This is a genomic window from Streptomyces sp. NPDC002640 (genome assembly GCF_053592575.1).
The window spans coordinates 94,966-116,885 of the sequence record NZ_JBSFVZ010000022.1; the positions used below are offsets into that span (position 1 = coordinate 94,966).

The window sequence follows — 21,920 nt, forward strand, 5'->3', positions numbered from 1 at the left end:
GCCCCGACGACCTCCGCCCGCACGGCCCTTCGGGGCGGTGCGGGCGGACTCGTCCGGCAGACGCGTCAGTTGAGACGGGCGCGGGCCGACCTGGCCTGGCCGCGCACCCGTTCGGCCAGCTCCTCGTCGACCTCCTCCACCACGTCGGCGTAGACCTCGAGTTCCTCCGCGCCGGCCATGAACTCTCCCCTGTTGACCAGGAGTTGCGCGTACTCGTAGCGCAGGTGCGCCGGGCGGGAGGGCAGCAGCAGGGACAGCTCCAGCGCCCAGAGCGCCGTCGCGGACTGCTCGGGGCGGGCCGCCGCCCAGGCGCGGACGTTGTTCAGGATCCGCACGACCACCTCCAGCGGCCGGGCGGGCTCGTACACCGACGGGTCGGCGGGGTCGGGGGAGGAGCCCGTCGCGTCCAGCACCAGCAGTTCCGCGTCCGGGCCGGTGAGCAGCCGCCCGCCCGCGAACGGGTCGGCCAGCACCTGCCGCGCCGGATCGTCGGCCGGGCCGAACCCGACGACGAAGTGGCCCGGCAGCGCGACCCCGTGGACCGGCGCGCCCGCCCTCCGGGCGACCTCCGTCCACACCACCGACAGCAGGATCGGCAGTCCCCGCCTGCGCCGCAGCACCTGGTGCAGCAGCGAGGAGCGCAGGTCGCGGTAGTCGGCCTCGCCGCCCGCGAACCCCTCCTCCTCGCCCAGCAGAGCGCGCACCGCCTCGGCCCACTCGCGGGGGCCACCCGGCCGGAAGGGCAGGCGTCCGGCCAGCCGGTCGAGTTCCATCTGGACCTCGTCCATGCCGGCCTCGTCGAAGGAGGAGTCCGCGACCGCGCCGATCAGCAGGCACAGCGTCACCAGGTCGGGACGCTCGGCGCGCGCCTCGGCGGCGAACCGGGCGGTCCAGCGGGCGCGTTGTTCCGGCCCGGAGGGGACCGGGGGGTCGGGGGTCAGCATGCCGTGCGGTCGCCTCCTCAGGCCTCGGGGGAACGGTAGTGGTGGTAGGCGTGGTGGGCCGTGAAGCCCAGGGCGTCGTACAGCCGGCGGGCCCCGGTGTTGTCGGTCTCCACCTGGAGCCAGCCCGCGGAGGCGCCCTCCTTCAACGCCTGCCCGGCGAGCGCCGCCATCACGCGGGTCGCCAGCCCCTCGCGCCGACGCTCCGGTGCCACCTCCACCGCGGCGAACCCGGCCCACCTGCCGTCCACGACGCACCGGCCGATGGCGGCCGGCGGCTCGCCCTCCGGGCCCGGAACGGTCGCGAACCACACCGACGGCCCGGCTTCCAGCACCCGGCGGGCCACCTCGGTGACGCCCTTGCGCCGGTAACGCGCCAGCCACGCCTCGTCGGTGTGCCGGGAGAGCACGACCGCGGCGGCGTCCGGGTCCACCGCGTCGGCCACCGGGGCGAGCCCGCCGGTCCACAGCTCCGCCGTCACCTCCCGCACCCATCCGCGCTCCTCGAGGGCCACGCAGAGCAGTTCGTCGGTGCCCTCCGCCCCGGTCGACGCCTGGACGTAGGCGGGCAGCCCCCGTTCGGCGTACCAGGCGGACACGGCGTCCAGCGCCCGGTCCAGCTCCACGCCGGGGTCGCCCGTCGGCAGCGCCGAGTTGGCGCGCCGGGTGAACCCGGCGGCAGCCCGCAGCACCCACTCGCCGAGCGGCTCGCTCTCCACCGGGGGCCAGCCGCGGGCGGCCACCCGTGCCAGTTCCCGGTACGAGGCGGCGGGGCCGCGGCGGCGGGCCGGCTCCGGAGGAACCACCTTGCCCGCGACCAGCGTCGACTCGTCGATCCGCACCCGCTCGCCGTCGCGACGGGTGATCGACAGCACGCCGTCGTTCCATGATGTGAGAACCCCGACCGTGTCGGTGAACTTCGCACCCGCGTCGCCGTCTTCGGCGAGCCGCCGCACGGAGACGCGTTTGCCCACGTCAGAGCCGTTAAGGTGCAGCGCGGATCGCGTTTCGGCGGAGATTTCCACTGGTCGGTTCACCCCTCGTGTTCGGTTCGGGTCCCGAAGTGGAGATACTAGGGGCGGGCATCGACGACGCCGCGCTCCCGCGCGCCAGGCGGCGGAGCCTGCGGAGGCCCGCCAGCGCCCTATCGAGGAGGAACGACAGCGTGACCTACGTCATCGCGCAGCCTTGTGTCGACGTGAAGGACAAGGCGTGCATCGAGGAGTGCCCGGTCGACTGCATCTACGAGGGGCAGCGCTCCCTCTACATCCACCCGGATGAGTGCGTCGACTGTGGTGCCTGCGAGCCGGTCTGCCCGGTCGAGGCGATCTTCTACGAGGACGACACCCCGGACGAGTGGAAGGACTACTACAAGGCCAATGTGGAGTTCTTCGACGAGCTCGGCTCTCCCGGCGGCGCCAGCAAGCTGGGCCTGATCGAGCGCGACCACCCCTTCGTCGCCGCGCTGCCCCCGCAGAACCAGTAGCGGAACCCGTAGGAGTGATCACTCCCCCTCGGTCCCGTACGGCGATCCGGCACCGGTCGCCTGCGGGACCGAGGCGTTTCGCCTCCCACGCCGCACGCGCCGCCGTGCCCGTCCGCGCCGCCGTGCCCGTGCACGCCGTCCGTGCCGTGCCGGTCCGCGCCGCCCATCCCGCACCACCCGCGCCACGAGGAAAGTGAGCCAAACCCGTGTCCGAGCTCTCGAGCCGCCTGCCGGACTTCCCCTGGGACAAGCTGGAGCCCTACAAGGCGACCGCGGCGGAGCACCCGGACGGCGTCGTCGACCTCTCCGTCGGCACGCCGGTGGACCCGGTGCCGGAGCTGATCCGGAAGGCGCTGACCGAGGCGGCCGACTCGCCGGGCTACCCCACGGTCTGGGGCACCCCGGAGCTGCGCGACGCCATCACCGGCTGGGCGGGGCGACGGCTCGGGGCCCAGGGGCTGACGCACCGCAACGTGCTGCCGGTTGTGGGCTCCAAGGAACTGGTGGCCTGGCTGCCGATCCAGCTCGGTCTCGGCCCGGGGGACACCGTGGCCTTCCCCCGGCTGGCCTACCCGACCTACGAGGTGGGCGCCCGTCTGGCCGGCGCGGACTTCGCGGCCTACGACGACCCGACGAAGGACCTGGACCCCAGCTCGCTGAAGCTGCTCTGGCTGAACTCGCCGTCCAACCCGACCGGCCGCGTGCTCCCCGAGGAGGAGCTGCGGCGGATCGTGGCCTGGGCGCGCGAGCACGGCGTGCTGGTGGTCTCCGACGAGTGCTACCTCGAACTCGGCTGGGAGGCCGAGCCGGTGTCGGTGCTTCACCCCGACGTCTGCGGCGGCTCCCACGAGGGGCTGGTGGCCGTCCACTCGCTCTCCAAGCGCTCCAACCTGGCGGGCTACCGGGCGGCGTTCCTCCTGGGCGACCAGGAGGTCCTGATGCCGCTGCTCCAGCTGCGCAAGCACGGCGGGATGATGACCTCCATGCCCACCCAGGCCGCCGCGACGGCCGCGCTGGGCGACGACGCGCACGTGGCCGAGCAGCGCGAGCGGTACGCGGCCCGGCGTGAGCTCCTGCGGGGCGCGCTCGAGCGGCACGGCTTCCGCATCGAGCACAGCGAGGCCAGCCTGTACCTGTGGGCCACCCGCGACGAGTCCTGCTGGGACACCGTGGCGTACCTGGCCTCGCTGGGCATCCTGGTCGCCCCCGGCGACTTCTACGGCCAGGCCGGCGAGCGGCACGTCCGCGTCGCCTTCACGGCCACCGACGAACGGGTGGCCGCCGCCGTGGCGCGGCTCGGCTGACGGCGCCCCGGGCACACCGAGGCCCCCGGTGCCCATGGGCTCCGGGGGCCCGCTGCTTCGGCGGGGGCGGCGGTCAGACCGGCAGCGGCAGGTCGCCCACCGGGAGGCTGCCGGTCGCGTCGCCGACCATGGTGCCCGCCTGCCCGGCGACCCCGCCCACCACCTTCTGGACGTCCGGCACGCCCTCGGCGGCGTTCCCGGCCATCGTGGCGCCGCCGGTGGCGGCCTTGGTCCCGCCCTCGACCGCTTCGCCGCCGGCCTGGCCGGCCAGACCGGTCACGTGGGAGGTCACGCCGCTCAGGGTGGAGCCCAGGTCTCCGGCGCCGTCCAGGGCCGACACCGGAGCCAGGTCCGGCAGGGCGGGGGCGGCCTGCGCGGATCCGGCGGCGCCGACGACGGGCGCGGCTCCCGCGGCGACGAGCAGCGCGGCACGGGCGATCCGGCGGGTCAGGGGGAGGGACATGGTGCTCCTTACGTTCGGTCCACGGCGGCCTCGTGGGTCGACCGCCAGGTCATGGTCCGGCGAGGCGGACGCAGTGTTTACGGACCGGGCGGGCCGAAGGTTGCGGACCGCCGACGTAAAGAGTTGGCAATGCGTCGCATTATCGGCTGCGGACGGAACGGGACGTTCCGGACAGCGTGTCGGGCGCTGCGGAAACCTTCCGCCGCCGCTGCCGCAACGGATACGGCGCCCGGTGGGCCACCAGTGCGATAACCGCCGCCGCACAGCGGACGGCAGGCGGCCGGTTGGCCCCACCGGGCGAAGCCTCGCAAGCCTGAGCGAGGGGGGCGGGTGTGGGTGGCCAGGGTGTGGGTGAGCCCGGTTTGCGTGAGGTGTGGGCGAGCCCCCCGGCCGCTACCGCGAGGTGACGATCCGGACCTGGCCGGCGCCGGGCGCACCGGGCGCGCCCTTGGCGTCCTCGCCGGTGGCCTGCTGCCAGGCGCCCCAACCGGACGTCCACTCCCGGCCCTCGTAGGCGACCTTCTCGATCCCCAGGGAGGACGCGTTGGCCACCGCCCAGTGGGCGAACTGCCAGCCCCGCCGGCGCTCCTCGGGCTCCGCGACCGGGACCGTCACCGTCCGCTCGGCCACCGGGGAGGGGGATTCCGCGCCGGTCCCGTCCTCCGAGACCTCCTCGGAGCCCGCCCCGGTGACCTCCTTGGTGACCTCCGCGGCGGCCGTGTCCAGCACATCGGTGCCGAAGTCGCGCGTCAGCGCCGCCCGGACCGCCTCCGGCCCGGCCTGCGCGTCCGGCGCGGGCCGCCCGGAGCAGGTCAGCGTGGCCGCGCTGCGGCCGGTGAGCGCCGCGGCCATCAGCGAGGCGTCCGGCTCGTGCTTGGCGTAGGCGTCCGGGAAGCCGCTGCGCTGCACCTCCTGCGCGGCGACCGTCAGCGGCATCTCCGTGTAGTCCGGGACCTTCACCAGGTGGTCGTAGAACTGTCCGGCCGCGTAGGCCGGGTCCATGATCTCCTCGGGCGTGCCCCAGCCCTGCGAGGGCCGCTGCTGGAAGAGGCCGAGGGAGTCCCGGTCGCCGTAGCGGATGTTGCGCAGCGAGGACTCCTGGAGCGCGGTCGCCAGGGCGATCGTCACGGCGCGCTCGGGCAGGTCGCGGGCCGTGCCGACGGCCGTGATGGTGGCGGCGTTCACGGCCTGCTCGGGCGTGAACGCGTAGCGGGCGGCCTCGCCGCGTCCGCCGGAGGCCACCACCTCGCAGCCCGGTCCGGTAGGACCGGTGCCACCGGGCAGGTGCCGGGCCGCCACGTAACCCGCGAGGGAGCACAGCACCACCAGGGCCGCTCCGTAACGGAAGAGGCGACCGCGACGTTTGGGGGCGGTTGACGTCTCTTTCACGGGTAACACGTTAACGGAGGTGTACCCCGGTACCCGAGCCCTGTGGACAACCTCTCTTCGCCGGGCGGGGGTTAGGGTCGGGGTCATGGCCGAATCCCCGCTTGATCTTTCGCTGGACGCCGCGCTGCTGACCGCCAGGCTCGTCGACCTGCCCTCCGAGAGCGGCACCGAGAAGCCCCTGGCGGACGCGATCGAGGCGGCACTGCGGACCCTGCCCCACCTCACCGTCGACCGGTACGGGAACAACGTGGTGGCCCGCACCCGGCTGGGGCGCCCGGAGCGGGTCGTCCTCGCCGGGCACATCGACACCGTGCCGATCGCCGAGAACGTGCCCTCCCGCCTCGACGAGGAGGGCGTGCTCTGGGGCTGCGGCACCTGCGACATGAAGTCCGGTGTCGCGGTGCAGCTGCGGATCGCCGCCACCGTGCCCGAGCCCAACCGCGACCTGACCTTCGTCTTCTACGACAACGAGGAGGTCGCCGCCGACCTCAACGGGCTCGGTCACGTGGCCGCCGCACACCCCGACTGGCTGGAGGGTGACTTCGCGGTCCTCCTCGAGCCCACCGACGGGCAGGTCGAGGGTGGCTGCCAGGGCACCCTGCGGGTCAAGCTGCGCACCTCCGGCGAGCGGGCCCACTCGGCGCGCTCCTGGATGGGCGCCAACGCCGTCCACGCCGCCGCGCCCATCCTCAGCCGCCTCGCCGAGTACCGGCCGCGCCGCCCGGTCATCGACGGCCTGGAGTACCGGGAGGGCCTCAACGCGGTCGCGATCGAGGGCGGCGTCGCCGGCAACGTCATCCCCGACGCGTGCACCGTCACCGTCAACTTCCGGTACGCGCCCGACCGCGGCGAGGAGGAGGCGATCGCCCACGTCCGCGAGGTCTTCGCGGACTGCCCGATCGAGGAGTTCGTGGTCGACGACCACAGCCCCGGCGCCCTCCCGGGCCTCTCCCACCCCGCCGCCCAGGCGTTCATCGAGGCCGTCGGCGGCACCCCGCGGCCCAAGTTCGGCTGGACCGACGTGTCGCGCTTCAGCTCCCTCGGCGTCCCCGCGGTGAACTACGGGCCCGGCAACCCGCTGCTCGCCCACAAGAGGGACGAGCGCGTGCGGGCGTCGATGATCCCCGAGGCCGAGCGCCGGCTGCGGGACTGGCTGACCGGCTGAGGAGGCCGGACGGCCGGGGAGGAGCCACGGCCCCGCCGCAGCGGTGCCCCAGCGGTGCCCCGGCGGGGGCGCGGCGGGGCCCGGGGCGGCACGGCAGGTCCGGAAAGGGCACCGAAACGGGTACTGGACGGCACACGACGGACATGTTCGTGTCCCCAGTGGGTAACCCGCGTAGACCTACTCTCTGCGGAGGACCTCTCCGCGGAGGACGCGGAGAAACCGTCACGGAGGGGAGAGCCCATGACCGCAGGCAACTCCGAGGGAACGCAGGTGTCCCCGCGCGAGGAACGGCTCGGCTACCTGCTGCACGGCCTCGACCCGGTCGAGGCCGCCCCCGACGAACGGACGACCGGCCCCGCGGGGGACAGCGACCGCAGACTCCTCGACCCGGACGGCGAGTCCGGCTGGACCGAACGTGACGCCTGGCAGGTCGCCCGGATCCAGGCCGAGTTCGGCGAGGGCTTCCGCGCGCTGTCCGGGCTGCCGCACGCCATCAGCGTCTTCGGCTCCGCCCGCACGAAGCCCGACTCGCCCGAGTACGAGGCGGGGGTCCGGCTGGGGCGGGGGCTGGCCGAGGCCGGCTGGGCCGTGATCACCGGCGGCGGCCCGGGCGCCATGGAGGCCGCCAACAAGGGCGCCCGCGAGGGCGGCGGCGTCTCCGTGGGCCTCGGCATCGAGCTGCCCTTCGAGACCGGGCTCAACCCGTACTGCGACATCGGGCTGAACTTCCGGTACTTCTTCGCGCGCAAGACCTGCTTCGTGAAGTACTCGCGCGGCTTCGTCGTCCTGCCCGGCGGCATGGGCACCCTGGACGAGCTGTTCGAGGCGCTCACCCTGGTCCAGACGGGCAAGGTGACCCGCTTCCCGATCGTCCTGTTCGGCAGCGAGCACTGGGGCGGCCTGGTCGACTGGATCAAGACCACGCTGGTCGCCGGGGGCAAGTGCTCCGAGAAGGACCTGGACCTGTTCCACCTCACCGACGACGTGGACGAGGCCGTCGCCCTGGTCTCCCGCGGCGCGGCCGGCCGCTAGACGCCCCCGTCCCTCCCAGCCCGTCCCGCCTGGCCGGCCCGTCCTGCCTGGCTCGCCTGGCCCGCCCGGTTCCGCTCCGGGCACCCGCCGCCGGCCGGCCGGGCCCGCCGGCTCAGGCCAGGCCGCGGCGGGCGACCGCGGGCGGGCGGTGGCCGGCGATCGAGGCCACCATGTCCAGGACCTGCCGGGTCTCCGCGACCTCGTGCACCCGGTAGACCTGGGCGCCCAGCCAGGCCGACACCGCCGTGGTAGCCAGCGTGCCCAGCAGCCGCTCCTTGACGGGCCGGTCCAGCGTCTCGCCGACGAAGTCCTTGTTGGAGAGCGAGACCAGCACCGGCCACCCGGTGGCCGTCATCTCGCCGAGCCGACGGGTCGCCTCCAGGCTGTGCCGGGTGTTCTTGCCGAAGTCGTGCCCCGGGTCGATCAGCACCGACTCACGGGGCACCCCGAGCGACACCGCCCGCTCGGCCAGCCCCACGGTCACCTTCAGGATGTCGGCCATGACGTCGTCGTAGGCCACCCGGTGCGGCCGGGTCCGCGGCTCCGCGCCCCCGGCATGGGTGCACACCAGCCCCACCCCGTACCGGGCCGCCACCTCGGCCAGCCCGGGGTCCACGCCGCCCCAGGCGTCGTTCAGCAGGTCCGCGCCGGCCTCGCAGACCGCCTCGCCGACCTCGCGCCGCCAGGTGTCCACGCTGATCACCACGTCGGGGAACCGGCGCCGCACCTCGGCCACGAAGCCCACCGTCCGGCGGGCCTCCTCCACGGCGTCGACCTCCTCGCCCGGGCCCGCCTTCACCCCGCCGATGTCGATGATCGCGGCGCCCTCGGCCACCGCCTGCTCCACCCGGGCGAGGGCCGGTTCGTCACGGAAGGTGGCGCCCCGGTCGTAGAAGGAGTCGGGCGTCCGGTTCACGATGGCCATGATCACCGGCTCGTGCGTGTCGAACTCACGCCTGCCCAGCCTGAGCATTCCGTGCGGCCTCTTTCCTCTGCGTCCCGCTGCACCGGTCTTCGGCTCTGCGACCCTAACCGCACCGGAGGCATGGCACGATCGGACCCCTGGCAACTTCGACACCCGCGGGGGCAGCAGCCTTGGCAATGTTCCTCTTCCTGGTCGTCGCGCTCGCCGTGGTGGTGACCGCGACCACACTGGCCGTCGTCGGCGGCGGCGACCGCGCCGTGCTGCCCGAGGCGCCGCCGGACCGCCTCCACGACCCGCTGCACCCGTCCCGCGCGCTGACCACGCGGGACGTGGAGGCGCTGCGCTTCCCGCCGGCCCTGCGGGGCTACCGGATGGCGGACGTCGACGACGCCCTCGTCCGTCTGGCCCACGAGCTCGCCGTCCGCGACGAGCGCATCGCCGCGCTGGAGTCCGCCCTGGACACCGCCCGCGCCGACGCCGCCCGGGCGACGCTCCTCGCGTCACGGGACGAGCGGGGCCGGGAGGAGCGCCCGGAGGGGACCGCGCCCGGCGACGCGAAGCCGGCGGACCGCGAGGACGGCGGCGACCGGCGCGGTGGCGACCACCACGGCGGCGACCACCACGACGGCGACCACCACGGGTGGACCGGCCCGGGGGAGACCCGATGACCCCCGCCGAGCCCCCGCCCGCGGCCGTGACGGAGGCCGCGCCGGACTCCGGGGCGGTGCCCGGTCCGGACGGACGGCCGCGCTGCCCCTGGGGACTGTCCACGCCCGACTACCTCGCCTACCACGACGAGGAGTGGGGCCGCCCGGTCCACGGGGACGACGCGCTGTTCGAACGCCTCTGCCTGGAGGCCTTCCAGTCGGGCCTGTCCTGGCTGACCATCCTGCGCCGCCGTGAGGGCTTCCGGGCCGCCTTCGCCGGGTTCCGGATCGCCGAGGTGGCCGCGTTCACCGAGGAGGACCGGGCCAGGCTGCTCGCCGACCCCGGGATCATCCGCAACCGGGCCAAGGTCGACGCCACCCTGGCCAACGCCAAGGTGCTGGCCGGCTGGAAGCCGGGCGAGCTCGACGAGCTGATCTGGTCCCACGCCCCCGCGCCCCGCCCGGCCCCCCGCACCCTCGCCGACGTGCCCGCCGTGACGGCGGAGTCGACCGCCCTGGCCAAGGACCTCAAACGCCGCGGCCTGCGCTTCGTGGGCCCCACCACCGCCTACGCGATGCTCCAGGCCTGCGGCCTCGTCAACGACCACCTGGCCGACTGCTCCGTGCGCGAGGCCTGACCGCGGGCCGGGCGGACCCGCGGTCGGCCCGAGCCCGCGGTCGGCCCCGGCCCGCGGTCCGTGGCGCCGGCCGCGTCAGCGGCCCAGGTACTTCGGGCGCTCCTTGTCGAGGAACGCCTGCACCGCGATCCGGTGGTCCTCCGACGAGCCGGCCCGGCCCTGGAGCTCGTCCTCCTTCTCCAGGGTCTCCTCCAGCGAGTGGGTCAGGCCGAAGGCGACCGACTCCTTGAGCGCCGCGTAGGCGACCGTGGGCCCCTCGGCCAGCTTCCGGGCCACCTTCTCCGCCTCCGCGCGCAGCTCGGCGGCCGGCACCACCCGGTCGGCGATGCCCAGCTCCAGGGCCTCCCGGGCGTCGACGGAGCGGGGGAAGAGGAGCAGATCGGTGGCGCGGCCCGGGCCGACCACCCGCGGCAGCGTCCAGGAGACCCCGGAGTCCGCGGTCAGGGCGACGCCCGCGAAGGAGGTCGTGAACTTGGCGGTGTCCGCGACGATCCGGTGGTCCGCGGCCAGCGCGAAGCCGAAGCCGGCCCCCGCGGCCACCCCGTTGACGCCCGCGACCACCGGCTTGGCCATCCCGGCGATGGCGCGGACGATCGGGTTGTAGTGCTCACTCACCGTGCTGAGCCGGCCCTCCCCGCCGTCCTCCCCGGCGGCGAGCAGCTCGATGTGCTCCTTGAGGTCCTGGCCCACGCAGAAGGCGCGGTCACCGGCCGCGGTGAGCAGCACCGCCCGCACCCCGGGGTCCTCCGCCGCGGCCCGCAGGGCGTCGCGGAGCGCCACCTTCGCCTCGACGTTCAGCGCGTTCATCGCCTCGGGGCGGTTCAGGGTGACGATCGCCAGCGCGTCGCTGACCTCGTAGAGCACGGTGTCGGCCATCTCGGAATCCCTCCGTCGGTTGCTGTCGTCAGGACAGCATGGCGGAGATTCCGGAAGCCGGACGGTGGCCGGTGTGTGACCTCGGACAAAGTATTCCGGTCACCATTCGGTCCCGGCCGGTCGGATCGGCGGCGCAGTATCGCAGTGACATCCCCGAATTGAGTGGTTTTGGCCTCGCGCGTTGCGCAAGCGATGCGGACTGATGTTGGTGATTGGTGCGTGAGATGCGGGATAATGGCCGGGAAGCAATGTGTTCGATGCCGGTGACGCCTGCCCGCTCGGGGCAGGCGAGTCCTTTTCGAGGTGCGTCCTTTTCGCGGCGCGTCCTCCTCGAGGTCTTCCGGCACGGCGGTTGAGCTGGTTTCAGGAAGGGGAACGAGCATGGCGGCCATGAAGCCGCGGACGGGCGACGGCCCGCTCGAGGTGACCAAGGAGGGGCGGGGCATCGTCATGCGCGTTCCGCTCGAAGGCGGCGGTCGGCTCGTCGTCGAGCTGACTCCGGACGAGGCGGATGCGCTCGGCGACGCCCTCAAGAAGGTCGTCGGCTGACGCCGACCACCACTCAGCGTGACGTCCGCTGCCCGGTTCCCCCAGGGGACCGGGCAGCGGCCTTTTTCCGGGGCCCTGTCCTGCCGCGCCCGCCGATGGGGTCGCGTCAGCGTTTGGCGGCGCAGAGCAGGCCGTCGCCCACCGGGAGGAGGGAGTGGACCAGCTCCTCGTTCTCGTGGACCTCGCGGAGCAGCTCGCGCAGGCGCAGCACCTCCGTCGGCTGCGGCCCCGTGCCCACCGTCCTGCCGTTCGCCAGGACGCCCGCGAACACCACGAGACCGCCCGGCCGCAGCAGGCGCAACGATTCGGCGAGGTAGTCCAGCACCTCGAGCCGGTCCGCGTCGCAGAAGACGAGGTCGTACCCGGAGTCCGCGAGCCGCGGCAGCACGTCCAGCGCCGGCCCGGGGATCAGCCGGGCCCGGTTGACGGCGAAGCCGGAGGCCCGGAACGCCTGCCGCGCCGACTGCTGGTACTCCGGCTCGGTGTCCACCGTGGTGAGCACCCCGTCCGGCCGCATGCCGTGCAGCAGGTGGGCGCCGGAGACGCCGGTGCCGGTGCCGATCTCGGCGACCGCCTTGGCACCCACCGACGCGGCGAGCAGCCGCAGCACCGAGCCGGCGGCGGGCGTCACGGGGCGCAGCCCCGCCTCCCGAGCCCGGTCGCGGGCCACGAGCAGCGCCTCGTCCTCCGCGACGAACGCGTCGGCCAGCGCCCAACTCGCCTGCCGGTTGCCGCTAATGGCCGCCCTCCCGTCCCCGTCCGCGTCTTAGGCGTCCCACTGGATCCATTCGTCGTGACTGTATCCGGCGCCGTCGGGAACCTGGCGGCGGGACGCCGCGTTTGAAGGGTGAGGGGAAAGGCGCCGAGGAGACGGGGGAAGCGACGATGGAGCGAGTGGCGAACTCTCGCAAAACTGCTTATCCGGAGCTAACGGACGAGATGGCTATGGTAGGGGCTCCACTGGACACCACCAGAGCCGACAGGGGAGGTGCGGCCGCGCCCGCAGACCGCGGTGGAGGGCTCAGACGCCTCCTCGGGTCGGCGGCCAGGCCGAAATCCGTGACCGACACCGCTGCTGACCGTACGGCCGGCCCGGAGGCCGACCGTGCCTCCGCCGAGCCCACCCGCACCGCGACGTTCGCCACCGACGGCGAGGGGGCGGCGTGGACTCCGCCCACCTGGGAGGAGATCGTCAGCACCCACAGCGCGCGCGTGTACCGGCTCGCCTACCGCCTGACCGGCAACCAGCACGACGCCGAGGACCTCACGCAGGAGGTCTTCGTCCGGGTGTTCCGCTCGCTGTCCACGTACTCCCCCGGCACGTTCGAGGGCTGGCTGCACCGGATCACGACCAACCTCTTCCTGGACATGGTGCGCCGCAAGCAGCGCATCCGCTTCGACGCCCTCGCCGAGGACGCCGCCGAGCGGCTGCCCGGCCGTGAGCCGTCGCCCCAGCAGGTCTTCAACGACGCCCACTTCGACGCCGACATCCAGCAGGCGCTGGACACGCTGGCGCCCGAGTTCCGCGCCGCGGTCGTCCTCTGCGACATCGAAGGACTGTCGTACGAGGAGATCGCCGCCACCCTGGGGGTCAAGCTCGGTACGGTCCGCAGCCGGATCCACCGCGGCCGTTCGCAGCTCCGCAAGGCGCTCGCCCACCGCTCTCCCGAGGCGCGCGCCGCGCGCCGGTTCGGCGTCACCCGCCTGCCGGCGCTGAGAGGAGGAGGCGCGACCGCGTGAGTGAGTCACGTCCGACGCCGGCCGAGCAGCACCTCGGGGACCGGCTCTCCGCCCTGGTCGACGGCGAGCTGGGCCACGAGGCGCGCGAGCGCGTGCTGGCGCACCTGGCGACCTGTGCCCGCTGCCGGGTCGAGGCCGACGCCCAGCGCAGACTGAAGAACGTCTTCGCCGAGGTCCCCGGCCCCACGCCATCCGAGAGCCTTCTCGCGCGCCTGCAAGGGCTGCCCGCGGGCGGGCCCGACGAGCTGCGCCGGGCGGCCGGGGAACAGGGACCCGGGAGCGCCATGTTCGGCTCCCGGAACACCGACGCCTTCGGCCTGTCCGCCTCGGCCACGCACGGCTTCCCCATCCACGACGTCGGCCGCGCCCAGGCCGAGCGGGCCGCGGCCTCCCGGGGCCGGAGGTTCGCCTTCGCCGCCGCGAGCGCGGTCTCGCTGGCCGCGGTGGCGCTCGGCGGCGTCACCACGGTGGTGCCGGTCTCCGACTCCGACCGCGGCGGCCTGCGCAGCAACGCCACTCCCTCGCGCCAGCAGGGGGCCGGAGCCGCCGCCACGGTGGACAGCCGCCGCCGTTCCGCGGCGCCGCTGCTCGCGCACAGCGCGGCCGGGCAGCGGCAGCAGCTCGCCCCGGCGGCCGCGCCGCTGATCTCCGGCGGCGCGCAGTCCGTGCCGGAGGAGGCGCCCACGCCCCTGATACAGCCGGGCACTCCGGTGACGCCGGGGCTGCCGGGCCTGCTGACCGCCCCCTCGCCCGCGCCGACCGGAGCCACGGCTTCCCCTCCCGTGGGACGCTGACCAGGTTCTCTGCGCGCCGGTGCGGGAACCTGATTGAATCCGGACTGCGCCGCGTGCGGCGGCGCGTCGACGAATCGCGCCAGGTGTTGGGGAGAGCATGAACGAGGGCACGCCGGGGAAGTCCGCGAGGCCCAAGTGGTGGAGCCGTCCCCGGCCCGCCCCGCAGCCCGACGCCTCCGGCGACTTCCCCCTCGCCGCGCCCGGCCCCACGGACCCCCTGGGGTCCGACATCGCCGCGCCCCGGCCCACCGGCGCGGCCCCTTCCGCCGACCTGGGCCACGGCCCGGGCCCGGAGGCCTCCGCCGCCGCCGGCCACGGCGGGGGTGCGGTGCCGCCGGCCCCGGTCGGGTCCGCCGCGCTGGGTGAGGGGGGCGGCGCCGGCGGTTCCGGCGGTGCCGACGAGCACGCGGTCCGTCCGGAGGCGCCGGTCGCCCCGGCGCACCCGGCGCAGCCGGGAAACCTCGGTGGGCCCGAGCCCTCGGGAGCGGGTTCCCCCGCCGGTTCCGTCGCCACCCCCCGGCCCCTGCACGAGCCGGACCACTACAGCACGCCGCCGTACGGCAACCCGGGCCCCTGGGCCCCGGCGCCGCCCGTGCAGCACCCCGCGACCCCGGCCGCGGGCACCCACCTGCCGCCGCAGGCCCCGGCCCCCGCCGCCGGGGACCTCGCCGCGCCCCTCGCCCCGGCCGCACCGGCGCCCCCGGTCCCGGCCGGGCAGACCGCGGCGCGCGAGGCGTGGGCGCCCGTGGCCCCGGCGGAACCGGCCCCCGGCCCCGCTGCCTCCGCGCCGGCGCCCGCGCCCGAGGACGCCGTTCCCGCCGGACCGCCGGAGGGACGGCCCTCCGCCGCGGCCGAGCCCGCGGCGTCCGACGCGGCGGACCCCTGGAGCCGCTACGACCCCTGGGCCACCCCCGGCACCGGACCCGCCCCCGCCCCGTTGCCCGCCGCCCCGCTGCAGGGCGGCGGGGAGGCCGCCGAGAGCCCGTTCCGGCGGCGCGCCCGCCGCCGCCGGGTCCTGGTCGGCGGGGCGGCCCTGGTCGCCCTGGCGGCGGGGCTGGCCGGCGGGCTGGCCGGCGTCCACCTGGAGCGGTACGGCGGCCTCGGCGTCGTCGAACTGTCGCAGGCGCCCCGCAGCGACACCCCCCGCGACCCGGACAGCGTCGCGGGGATCGCCGAGCGCGCCCTGCCCAGCGTGGTCACCCTGCACGTCCAGGGCTCCGGGCAGGCCGGCACCGGCACCGGTTTCGTGCTGGACGAGCGCGGCCACATCCTGACCAACCACCACGTGGTGGAGGCCGCCGAGGACTCCGGCGACGGCCGCATCGTCGTCACCTTCAGCGGCGGCGAGACCGCGCGCGCCGAACTGGTCGGCGGGGACTCCGGCTACGACCTGGCCGTGGTCCGGGTGAAGGGCGTGAAGGGCCTGCGCCCGATGCCGCTGGGGAACTCCGACAACGTCCGCGTCGGCGACCCGGTGGTGGCCATCGGCGCCCCCTTCGACCTGTCGAACACGGTCACCGCGGGCATCATCAGCGCCAAGGAACGCCCCATCACGGCCGGCGGTGAGGGCGAGGGCGGCGACGTCTCCTACGTCGACGCGCTGCAGACCGACGCCCCGATCAACCCCGGCAACTCCGGCGGTCCGCTGCTCGACGCCGAGGGCCGGGTGGTCGGCATCAACTCGGCCATCCGCTCCGCCGACACCGGCATCGACACCGACGAGGGCCGGTCCGGCTCCATAGGCCTCGGCTTCGCCATCCCGGTGAACCAGGCCAAGCGGGTCGCCGAGGAGCTGATCAACGAGGGCGAGGCCACCCACCCGGTGATAGGCGTCACCCTCGACATGGCCTACCCCGGTGACGGCGCCCGCGTCCACACCCGCGGCGCCGACGGCGGCTCCCCGGTGACCCCCGGCGGCCCTGGCGCCGAGGCGGGGCTGAAGCCCGGCGACGTGATCACCGCCGTGGACGGCGTCCGGGTGCACTCCGGGGACGAGCTGATCGTCAAGACACGGGCCCGCCGCCCCGGCGACCGCCTGGAGCTGACCGTGGAGCGGGACGGCGAGGAGCGCAAGGTCTCCTTGGTCCTCGGTTCCTCCCAGGACTGACCTGCGGGTACGGCGGTGGCGCCGGTACCGCGCCGCGCCACCGCGTCGTCACCCTGCCGTCACCGGCGTGCGGCCACCCGGCGGCCCGGGATGTGTTGTATGCGTCAGAGGACGGCGAGACGGTACCGGTGTGGCCGGTCGGCCGGGTACCGTGGATCCGCCCCGGGACATCGCAAGGAGCTTCAGGTGTTCAATGACATAGGCACGCTCGAGCTGGTGACGCTCGTCGTCCTCGCCGTGCTCGTCTTCGGGCCGGAGAAGCTCCCCAAGCTGATCCAGGACATCTCGCGGACCATCCGCAAGATCCGCGACTTCTCCGAGAGCGCCAAGCAGGACATCCGCGAGGAGCTCGGCCCGGAGTTCAAGGACTTCGAGTTCCAGGACCTCAACCCCAAGACGTTCATCCAGAAGCAGCTGCAGAACGACGACCTCGGCATCAAGGAGATCCGTGAGTCGCTCGACCTGAAGAAGGACATCCAGCAGCTCGCCGACCCGAACGCCGCCGTGGAGTCCGCGGCGTCGTCCACGTCGTCGCCCTCCGCCCCGGCCGCCGCCACCTCCGGCCCGGTCGGCCTGGAGAAGAAGCCGGAGAAGGCCGCCGAGCGGCCCCCGTACGACCTCGACGCCACCTGATCCCGCGCGCACCGGCGCGCGGGCATCCCCCTCCTCGGACGGCTTCCCCCGACCCACCCGTTCGGCCGTAATCCCGGACCCGTGAAGCAAGGTGGCTATGCTGCCGAGTTGTTGTGCGGACCGGCGGCCGATCCTCCACGATCTCCCCGCGGTCCGGCGAAGAACGAGGAGGCGTCCGGGCATGGAGACGAGAAGTCGGGTAGGCGCGCAGGCGTCGGCGGTCGTGGGCGGCCGGCCTGCCGCGGGCGGGGTCGACGGCTACCTGCGAGCGCCGTTCCCCTGGTACGGCCTGGACGAGGCGTTCACCGGGCCCCGCTGGCTGATGCAGGTGGCCTCCTCCACCGACGGCTCCGTGGAGCACGGCTCCATCGGCCACGGGGACGAACCCTCGGTGCGCTACGAGGCCGCCGAGGACAAGGAACGATTCGCCGTCGTGGTCACCGTGGCCGACCAGCCGGTCCGCCGCAGCGCCGACGGCACCGGCGTGCTCGACGCCACCACCGTCTCCTCCGCCGCCTGGCTGGCCGGCCTGGGCCTGCTCTCCTACACCTGGCCCCTGCACATGGACCACAGCCTGCGCGACGACTGGCTGGAGCAGCAGACCGAGACGGCCTGGGTGCTCGCCGACGACCTGGAGAGCCCCGCCTGGTCCACCCTGCTGCTGCCGGTGGACGGCGAGGCCACCACCTTCCACTACCGCGAGTCCGAGTTCGGCTGGGTGCTGGCCGGCTCCACCGGTGGCGGCGTCCACCTGGGCGCGTACGGGCGCGGGATGAGCGCCTACGGCCTGGGCTTCTCGGCGATCGAGGACATCGCCGCCTACACCTGACCGCCGCCGACCGCGCGTCGCGGGCCGTCGCACGACGCGAGCTGCCGCGCGACGCGAGCCGCCATGCGCCGCGGGCCGCCGCACGATGCGAGCTGCCGCACGATGCGAGCTGCCGCGCGGCGCGAGCTGCCGCGCGGCGCGAGCCGCCGTACGACGCGGGGGCGCCGTCCCGGCCGGGACGGCGCCCCCTCACCGCGCGGTCCGCGGACCGCCCGGCTGCGTCAGAACTTGTTCCGCGGCGTGATGCCCAGCGACATGCCGGACAGGCCGCGCTGGCGCCCGCCGAGCTTGCCGGCGATGGCCCGCAGCGCCGAGCCGGCCGGGGAGTCGGGGTCGGTCAGCACCACCGGCTTGCCCTCGTCGCCGCCCTCGCGCAGGCGGACGTCGATCGGGATGGAGCCGAGCACCGGCACCGTGGCGCCCGTGGTGCGGGTCAGGCCGTCGGCGACGACCTGACCGCCGCCGGTGCCGAACACGTCGACCATCTCGTCACAGTGCGGGCAGGGCAGGCCGGACATGTTCTCGACCACGCCGACGATCTTCTGGTGCGTCTGCACCGCGATGGAACCGGCCCGCTCGGCGACCTCGGCGGCGGCCTGCTGCGGGGTGGTGACGACCAGGATCTCGGCGTTCGGGACCAGCTGGGCCACCGAGATGGCGATGTCGCCGGTGCCGGGCGGCAGGTCGAGCAGCAGGACGTCCAGGTCGCCCCAGTACACGTCGGCCAGGAACTGCTGGAGGGCGCGGTGGAGCATCGGGCCGCGCCACACCACCGGGGCGTTGCCCGGGGTGAACATGCCGATGGAGATGACCTTCACGCCGTTCGCGGACGGCGGCATGATCATGTTCTCGACCTGGGTGGGCCGCCCGTCGGCGCCCAGCATGCGCGGCACCGAGTGGCCGTAGATGTCGGCGTCGACCACGCCGACCTTCAGGCCGTCCGCCGCCATCGCCGCGGCCAGGTTGACCGTCACCGAGGACTTGCCGACGCCGCCCTTGCCGGAGGCCACCGCGTAGACGCGGGTCAGCGAGCCCGGCTTGGCGAACGGCACCTCGCGCTCGGCGGTCCCGCCGCGCAGCGCGGCCGCCAGCTCCTTGCGCTGCTCGTCGCTCATCACGTCGAGCGACACGTCGACGGAGGTCACACCCTCGACGCGCTGCAGGGCGGCCGTCACGTTGTCCGTGATGGTCCCGCGCATCGGACAGCCGGAGACGGTGAGGTACACCGTGACGGCGACCGCGCCGTCCTCGCCGATCTCCACCGACTTGACCATCCCGAGTTCGGTGATGGGCCGCTGGATCTCGGGGTCGTTCACCGTCGCCAGCGCCTCGCGCACCGCGTCTTCCGTAACCATAAGGTCGATGGTACGGCCCTCGGAACGGCACCCGGCAGGCCCGTCACCGGTCTTCTGCGTCACGTCCCGCCTCGCGCTCCGCGCGCTGCTCGTCCAGTTCCCGCAGCAGGTCCTGCAGCTCGGAGCGGATCCAGTCGCGGGTGGCGACCTCGCCGAGGCCCATGCGCAGCGCGGCGACCTCCCGGGTCAGGTACTCGGTGTCCGCGATGGATCGCTCGTTCTGCTTGCGGTCCTGCTCCAGGTTGACGCGGTCGCGGTCGTCCTGCCGGTTCTGCGCCAGCAGGATCAGCGGGGCCGCGTAGGACGCCTGGAGGGACAGCATCAGGGTCAGGAAGATGAACGGGTACTCGTCGAAGCGCAGCGACGGGGGCGCGGCGACGTTCCAGCCCACCCACAGGGTGACCGCGATCGTCATCCAGACCAGGAAGCGCCCGGTGCCCAGGAAGCGGGCGATCCGCTCCGAGACGCGGCCGAAGGCGTCCGGGTCCCACTCGGGCAGCAGCCGCCGCCGGCGGGTGCCCAGCGGCAGGTCGAGCCGCTCCCGGGTGCGGGTGCCGGTGGCCCCGGCGAGGGGGCGTCCCTCGCGCGCCTCGCGCCGTTCCCGGGTCTCCCGGGTCTCGCGCCGCTCCCGGCCGTGCGCCGTCGCCCGGCCGCGGCCGGGCACGCGCTCGTCGCCGTGGCGGCGGTCGTCGCGGTCAGGTGCCATCGGCGGTCGCCTCCTTCGGCGCGTCGGCGGGGTGTGCGGCGGGCGGCGGCTCCTCCAGGTGGTACTCCGTCTCGCGCCAGTCCTCGGGCAGCATGTGGTCCAGCACGTCGTCCACGGTGACCGCGCCCAGCAGCGAGCCGGTCTCGTCGACCACGGGCGCCGCCACCATGTCGTAGGCGGCGAAGAACCCGGCCACCACCGGCAGGTCGGCGGTGGGCGACAGGGCCTGCAGGTCGTCGTCGATGATCGACCCGACCAGCGTGTACGGAGGGTCCCGCAGCAGCCGCTGGAAGTGCACGGTGCCCAGGTACTTGCCGGTCGGGGTGTCCTCCGGCGGGCGGCAGACGTACACCTGGGCGGCCAGCGCGGGGGAGAGGTCGGCGTTGCGGACGCGGGCCAGCGCGTCGGCGACGGTGGCGTCCGGGCGCAGCACGATCGGCTCGGTGGTCATCAGACCGCCCGCGGTGCGGTCCTCGTAGGCCATCAGGCGTCGCATGTCGGCGGCGTCGTCGGGCCGCATCAGGCTCAGCAGCCGCTCCTTGTCGCCCTCCGGCAGCTCGGACAGCAGGTCGGCGGCGTCGTCCGGGTCCATCGCCTCCAGGACGTCGGCGGCGCGCTCCTCGGCCAGCTTGCCGAGGATCTCGATCTGGTCGTCCTCGGGAAGCTCCTCGAGCACGTCGGCCAGCCGGTCGTCGTCGAGCGCGGCGGCGACCTCCGCGCGGCGCTTCGCCGACAGGTGGTGCAGCACGTTGGCCAGGTCGGCGGGGCGCAGCTGCTCGAAGGTGGCCAGCAGGTTCTCCGCGCCCTGCCCCTTCTCCTCCAGGGACAGGCCGGTGACCGCCGTCCACTCCACCAGGAACTGCTCGCCGGCCTTGCGGCGGAACGCGCCGCCGCGGCCGCCGCGCCGCACGAACAGCCGGTCGACCTCCCACTCGCGCTTGGAGGGCAGCTGGTGCACCGACAGGTCCAGGACGGTGACCTCCTCGCCCGTCTCGTCCAGCCGCACCCGCCGGTCCAGCAGCTCGCCGAAGACCAGCCGCTCCGGAGGCCGCTGCTCGAACCGGCGCACGTTGAGCACACCGGTGCTGATCACCTGGCCGGACTGGATCCCGGTGACCCGGGTCATCGGCAGGAAGATGCGCCGCCGGGTCGGCAGCTCCACCACGAGCCCGAGCAGCCGCGGGGGCTTGCGTCCCACCCGCAGCACCACGATCAGATCCCGCACGCGTCCGACCTGGTCGCCGTTCGGGTCGAACACGGCCACGCCCGCGAGGTGGGAAACGAAGATGCGCCCACCCGCCATGTACAGCCTCCTTCCGCCGGGCGGTCGTCCTCCCGCCCTTGCCCCGAGTTGCCCGGAAACGCCGCAGTGGGCGGGGATCAGGCTAGCCCGTACCGGTCCGGTACGCCCTGGTGAGGGGTCCGGACGGACTGCCTCCATCTGCCCCGTCGCGCCCCCGGTACGCTGCCTCCAGCCCGTCGAGAAACCGGATGAGAGGCAGCCGCGCCTGTGACCCCGATCCCCCAGCGTCGTACCCGCACGGCCGCCCGCGCGGCGGCGGTCTGCGCACTGGTCCTGGCGACCACGGGGCTCACCGGGTGCGGGTCCGATCCGGACGAGGGGACCAACGGGGTCGGGAAGCTGGAGCCGGGCCAGATCCGCAGCCGGGCGATGAAGGCGGTCGACTCGGCGCGGTCGGTGCACCTGTCCGGCACGGTGATCACCAAGGACGGCGGCGTCGAACTCGACATGAAGCTGTCCGACGGCGGCGGCCAGGGCGAGGTCACCTCCGGCGGCACGACCTTCGGACTGCTGAGGGTCGGCGAGGACCTGTACCTCCAGGCCGGGGCCGACTTCTGGAACCAGGCCGCGGGCGGCGACGGCAAGGGGCTGGAGGGCACGACGGCCGAGAAGCTCGACGGCAAGTACGTGAAGGTCCCGGAGAAGGACCCCGCCTACCAGCGGTTCAGCGGCTTCACGGACATGGACCTGCTGCTGGACGGCCTGCTCGACCTCGACGGCAAGCTGGCCAAGGACGAGTACCACGAGGTCGACGACGTCCGCACGATCCGGCTGAAGGTCGACGAGGGGTCGGGCGGCCGCCTGGACGTCTCGCTGCAGGGCACGCCGTTCCCGCTCCGCCTCGAACGCCCCGGAGGCGGCGGCACCCTCCGCCTCTCCGACTGGAACCACAAGCTGGACCTGCAGGAACCCCCCAAGGACAAGCAGGTCGACTACGGCCAGGACCTCCCCGAGACGTAGACGTAGACGCAGACGTGACACAGGGGCGCGCCCAGGCCCCGGATCCCCGGACCTCGGCTCCGGCCCCCGGACCTCGGC

General features: G+C 74.4%; 22 protein-coding genes and 1 pseudogene. 13 read left to right on the top strand and 10 right to left on the bottom strand.

Annotation, left to right across the window (positions count from 1 at the left end; genetic code table 11):
* Nucleotides 1-65 precede the first annotated feature (65 nt).
* Nucleotides 66-944, bottom strand: coding sequence for a transglutaminase-like domain-containing protein (locus ACWD3O_RS26035; RefSeq protein WP_451412827.1), 879 nt, complete (start codon nt 942-944; stop codon nt 66-68).
* Nucleotides 945-961: 17 nt separating this feature from the next.
* Complete coding sequence (locus ACWD3O_RS26040) at nt 962-1,966, bottom strand: GNAT family N-acetyltransferase (RefSeq protein ID WP_451417554.1); 1,005 nt, start codon at nt 1,964-1,966, stop codon at nt 962-964.
* A gap of 140 nt (nt 1,967-2,106) precedes the next feature.
* Between ACWD3O_RS26040 and fdxA the strand changes: the two genes are divergently transcribed.
* On the top strand, nt 2,107-2,427 hold the full coding sequence (fdxA, locus tag ACWD3O_RS26045) for a ferredoxin (RefSeq protein WP_077966227.1): 321 nt from the start codon (nt 2,107-2,109) through the stop codon (nt 2,425-2,427).
* Between the two features lie 206 nt (nt 2,428-2,633).
* Nucleotides 2,634-3,731, top strand: coding sequence for a succinyldiaminopimelate transaminase (dapC, locus tag ACWD3O_RS26050; RefSeq protein WP_451417555.1), 1,098 nt, complete (start codon nt 2,634-2,636; stop codon nt 3,729-3,731).
* A gap of 73 nt (nt 3,732-3,804) precedes the next feature.
* Here dapC and ACWD3O_RS26055 read toward each other — a convergent pair whose 3' ends face one another.
* Nucleotides 3,805-4,194, bottom strand: coding sequence for an ATP-binding protein (locus ACWD3O_RS26055; protein WP_451412824.1), 390 nt, complete (start codon nt 4,192-4,194; stop codon nt 3,805-3,807).
* A gap of 393 nt (nt 4,195-4,587) precedes the next feature.
* Nucleotides 4,588-5,583, bottom strand: a complete 996-nt coding sequence (locus tag ACWD3O_RS26060) for a heavy metal transporter (protein ID WP_451417556.1) — start codon at nt 5,581-5,583, stop codon at nt 4,588-4,590.
* 85 nt (nt 5,584-5,668) lie between these two features.
* Between ACWD3O_RS26060 and dapE the strand changes: the two genes are divergently transcribed.
* Nucleotides 5,669-6,748, top strand: coding sequence for a succinyl-diaminopimelate desuccinylase (gene dapE, locus ACWD3O_RS26065; protein ID WP_451417557.1), 1,080 nt, complete (start codon nt 5,669-5,671; stop codon nt 6,746-6,748).
* Nucleotides 6,749-6,988: 240 nt separating this feature from the next.
* Nucleotides 6,989-7,780, top strand: a complete 792-nt coding sequence (locus tag ACWD3O_RS26070) for an LOG family protein (RefSeq protein WP_451412821.1) — start codon at nt 6,989-6,991, stop codon at nt 7,778-7,780.
* Nucleotides 7,781-7,892: 112 nt separating this feature from the next.
* On the opposite strand, the gene folP is transcribed toward ACWD3O_RS26070, so the two are convergent.
* The gene (gene folP / locus ACWD3O_RS26075) at nt 7,893-8,753 is read right to left on the bottom strand and encodes a dihydropteroate synthase (protein WP_451412820.1); all 861 of its coding nucleotides are present in this window, start codon (nt 8,751-8,753) and stop codon (nt 7,893-7,895) included.
* A 128-nt stretch (nt 8,754-8,881) separates the two neighbouring features.
* Here folP and ACWD3O_RS26080 point away from each other — a divergent pair, with 128 nt between their 5' ends.
* Together ACWD3O_RS26080 and ACWD3O_RS26085 are read left to right on the top strand one after the other, a co-directional pair.
* Nucleotides 8,882-9,373 (top strand): DivIVA domain-containing protein, encoded by a 492-nt coding sequence (locus ACWD3O_RS26080; protein WP_451417578.1) that lies wholly within the window; start codon nt 8,882-8,884, stop codon nt 9,371-9,373.
* Nucleotides 9,370-9,990 (top strand): DNA-3-methyladenine glycosylase I, encoded by a 621-nt coding sequence (locus tag ACWD3O_RS26085; protein ID WP_451417558.1) that lies wholly within the window; start codon nt 9,370-9,372, stop codon nt 9,988-9,990. Before ACWD3O_RS26080 ends, ACWD3O_RS26085 begins: the two co-directional genes overlap by 4 nt.
* Nucleotides 9,991-10,065: 75 nt before the next feature.
* Here the strand turns inward: ACWD3O_RS26085 and chcB are convergent, their stop codons facing one another.
* Entirely contained in the window at nt 10,066-10,866 is an 801-nt protein-coding gene (gene chcB, locus ACWD3O_RS26090) for a 2-cyclohexenylcarbonyl CoA isomerase (RefSeq protein WP_451417559.1), read from the bottom strand.
* 381 nt (nt 10,867-11,247) lie between these two features.
* On the opposite strand from chcB, the gene ACWD3O_RS26095 reads away from it, so the two are divergent.
* Nucleotides 11,248-11,415: a DUF3117 domain-containing protein gene (locus tag ACWD3O_RS26095; protein WP_003966491.1), complete on the top strand. Its 168-nt coding sequence runs from the start codon at nt 11,248-11,250 to the stop codon at nt 11,413-11,415.
* A gap of 106 nt (nt 11,416-11,521) precedes the next feature.
* On the opposite strand, the pseudogene ACWD3O_RS26100 reads toward ACWD3O_RS26095, so the two are convergent.
* Nucleotides 11,522-12,203 (bottom strand): annotated as a pseudogene (locus ACWD3O_RS26100) (O-methyltransferase).
* Nucleotides 12,204-12,360: 157 nt separating this feature from the next.
* On the opposite strand from ACWD3O_RS26100, the gene sigE reads away from it, so the two are divergent.
* From sigE to ACWD3O_RS26125, 5 genes are all read left to right on the top strand, one after another.
* Nucleotides 12,361-13,155 carry an RNA polymerase sigma factor SigE gene (gene sigE, locus ACWD3O_RS26105; RefSeq protein WP_451412817.1) on the top strand — a complete coding sequence of 265 codons (795 nt, stop codon included), beginning with the start codon at nt 12,361-12,363 and terminating at the stop codon, nt 13,153-13,155.
* Nucleotides 13,152-13,949: a zf-HC2 domain-containing protein gene (locus ACWD3O_RS26110; protein ID WP_451412816.1), complete on the top strand. Its 798-nt coding sequence runs from the start codon at nt 13,152-13,154 to the stop codon at nt 13,947-13,949. Before sigE ends, ACWD3O_RS26110 begins: the two co-directional genes overlap by 4 nt.
* Nucleotides 13,950-14,046: 97 nt before the next feature.
* Entirely contained in the window at nt 14,047-16,056 is a 2,010-nt protein-coding gene (locus tag ACWD3O_RS26115) for a trypsin-like peptidase domain-containing protein (RefSeq protein WP_451417560.1), read from the top strand.
* Between the two features lie 186 nt (nt 16,057-16,242).
* A complete protein-coding gene (locus ACWD3O_RS26120) occupies nt 16,243-16,689 on the top strand; it encodes a sec-independent translocase (RefSeq protein ID WP_451417561.1) in 447 nt (148 codons plus the stop codon).
* 181 nt (nt 16,690-16,870) lie between these two features.
* Nucleotides 16,871-17,518, top strand: a complete 648-nt coding sequence (locus ACWD3O_RS26125) for a hypothetical protein (RefSeq protein ID WP_451417562.1) — start codon at nt 16,871-16,873, stop codon at nt 17,516-17,518.
* A 221-nt stretch (nt 17,519-17,739) separates the two neighbouring features.
* Here the strand turns inward: ACWD3O_RS26125 and ACWD3O_RS26130 are convergent, their stop codons facing one another.
* From ACWD3O_RS26130 to ACWD3O_RS26140, 3 genes are read right to left on the bottom strand one after another with little or no spacing between them, the layout of a single operon-like run.
* A complete protein-coding gene (locus ACWD3O_RS26130) occupies nt 17,740-18,873 on the bottom strand; it encodes an Mrp/NBP35 family ATP-binding protein (RefSeq protein WP_451410280.1) in 1,134 nt (377 codons plus the stop codon).
* A 43-nt stretch (nt 18,874-18,916) separates the two neighbouring features.
* On the bottom strand, nt 18,917-19,579 hold the full coding sequence (locus tag ACWD3O_RS26135) for a DUF1003 domain-containing protein (protein ID WP_451410281.1): 663 nt from the start codon (nt 19,577-19,579) through the stop codon (nt 18,917-18,919).
* Nucleotides 19,569-20,882, bottom strand: coding sequence for a magnesium transporter MgtE N-terminal domain-containing protein (locus ACWD3O_RS26140; RefSeq protein ID WP_451410282.1), 1,314 nt, complete (start codon nt 20,880-20,882; stop codon nt 19,569-19,571). The genes ACWD3O_RS26135 and ACWD3O_RS26140 overlap by 11 nt, the downstream gene beginning before the upstream one ends.
* A 207-nt stretch (nt 20,883-21,089) precedes the next feature.
* On the opposite strand from ACWD3O_RS26140, the gene ACWD3O_RS26145 reads away from it, so the two are divergent.
* Nucleotides 21,090-21,842 carry a hypothetical protein gene (locus ACWD3O_RS26145; protein ID WP_451410283.1) on the top strand — a complete coding sequence of 251 codons (753 nt, stop codon included), beginning with the start codon at nt 21,090-21,092 and terminating at the stop codon, nt 21,840-21,842.
* Nucleotides 21,843-21,920 lie beyond the last annotated feature (78 nt).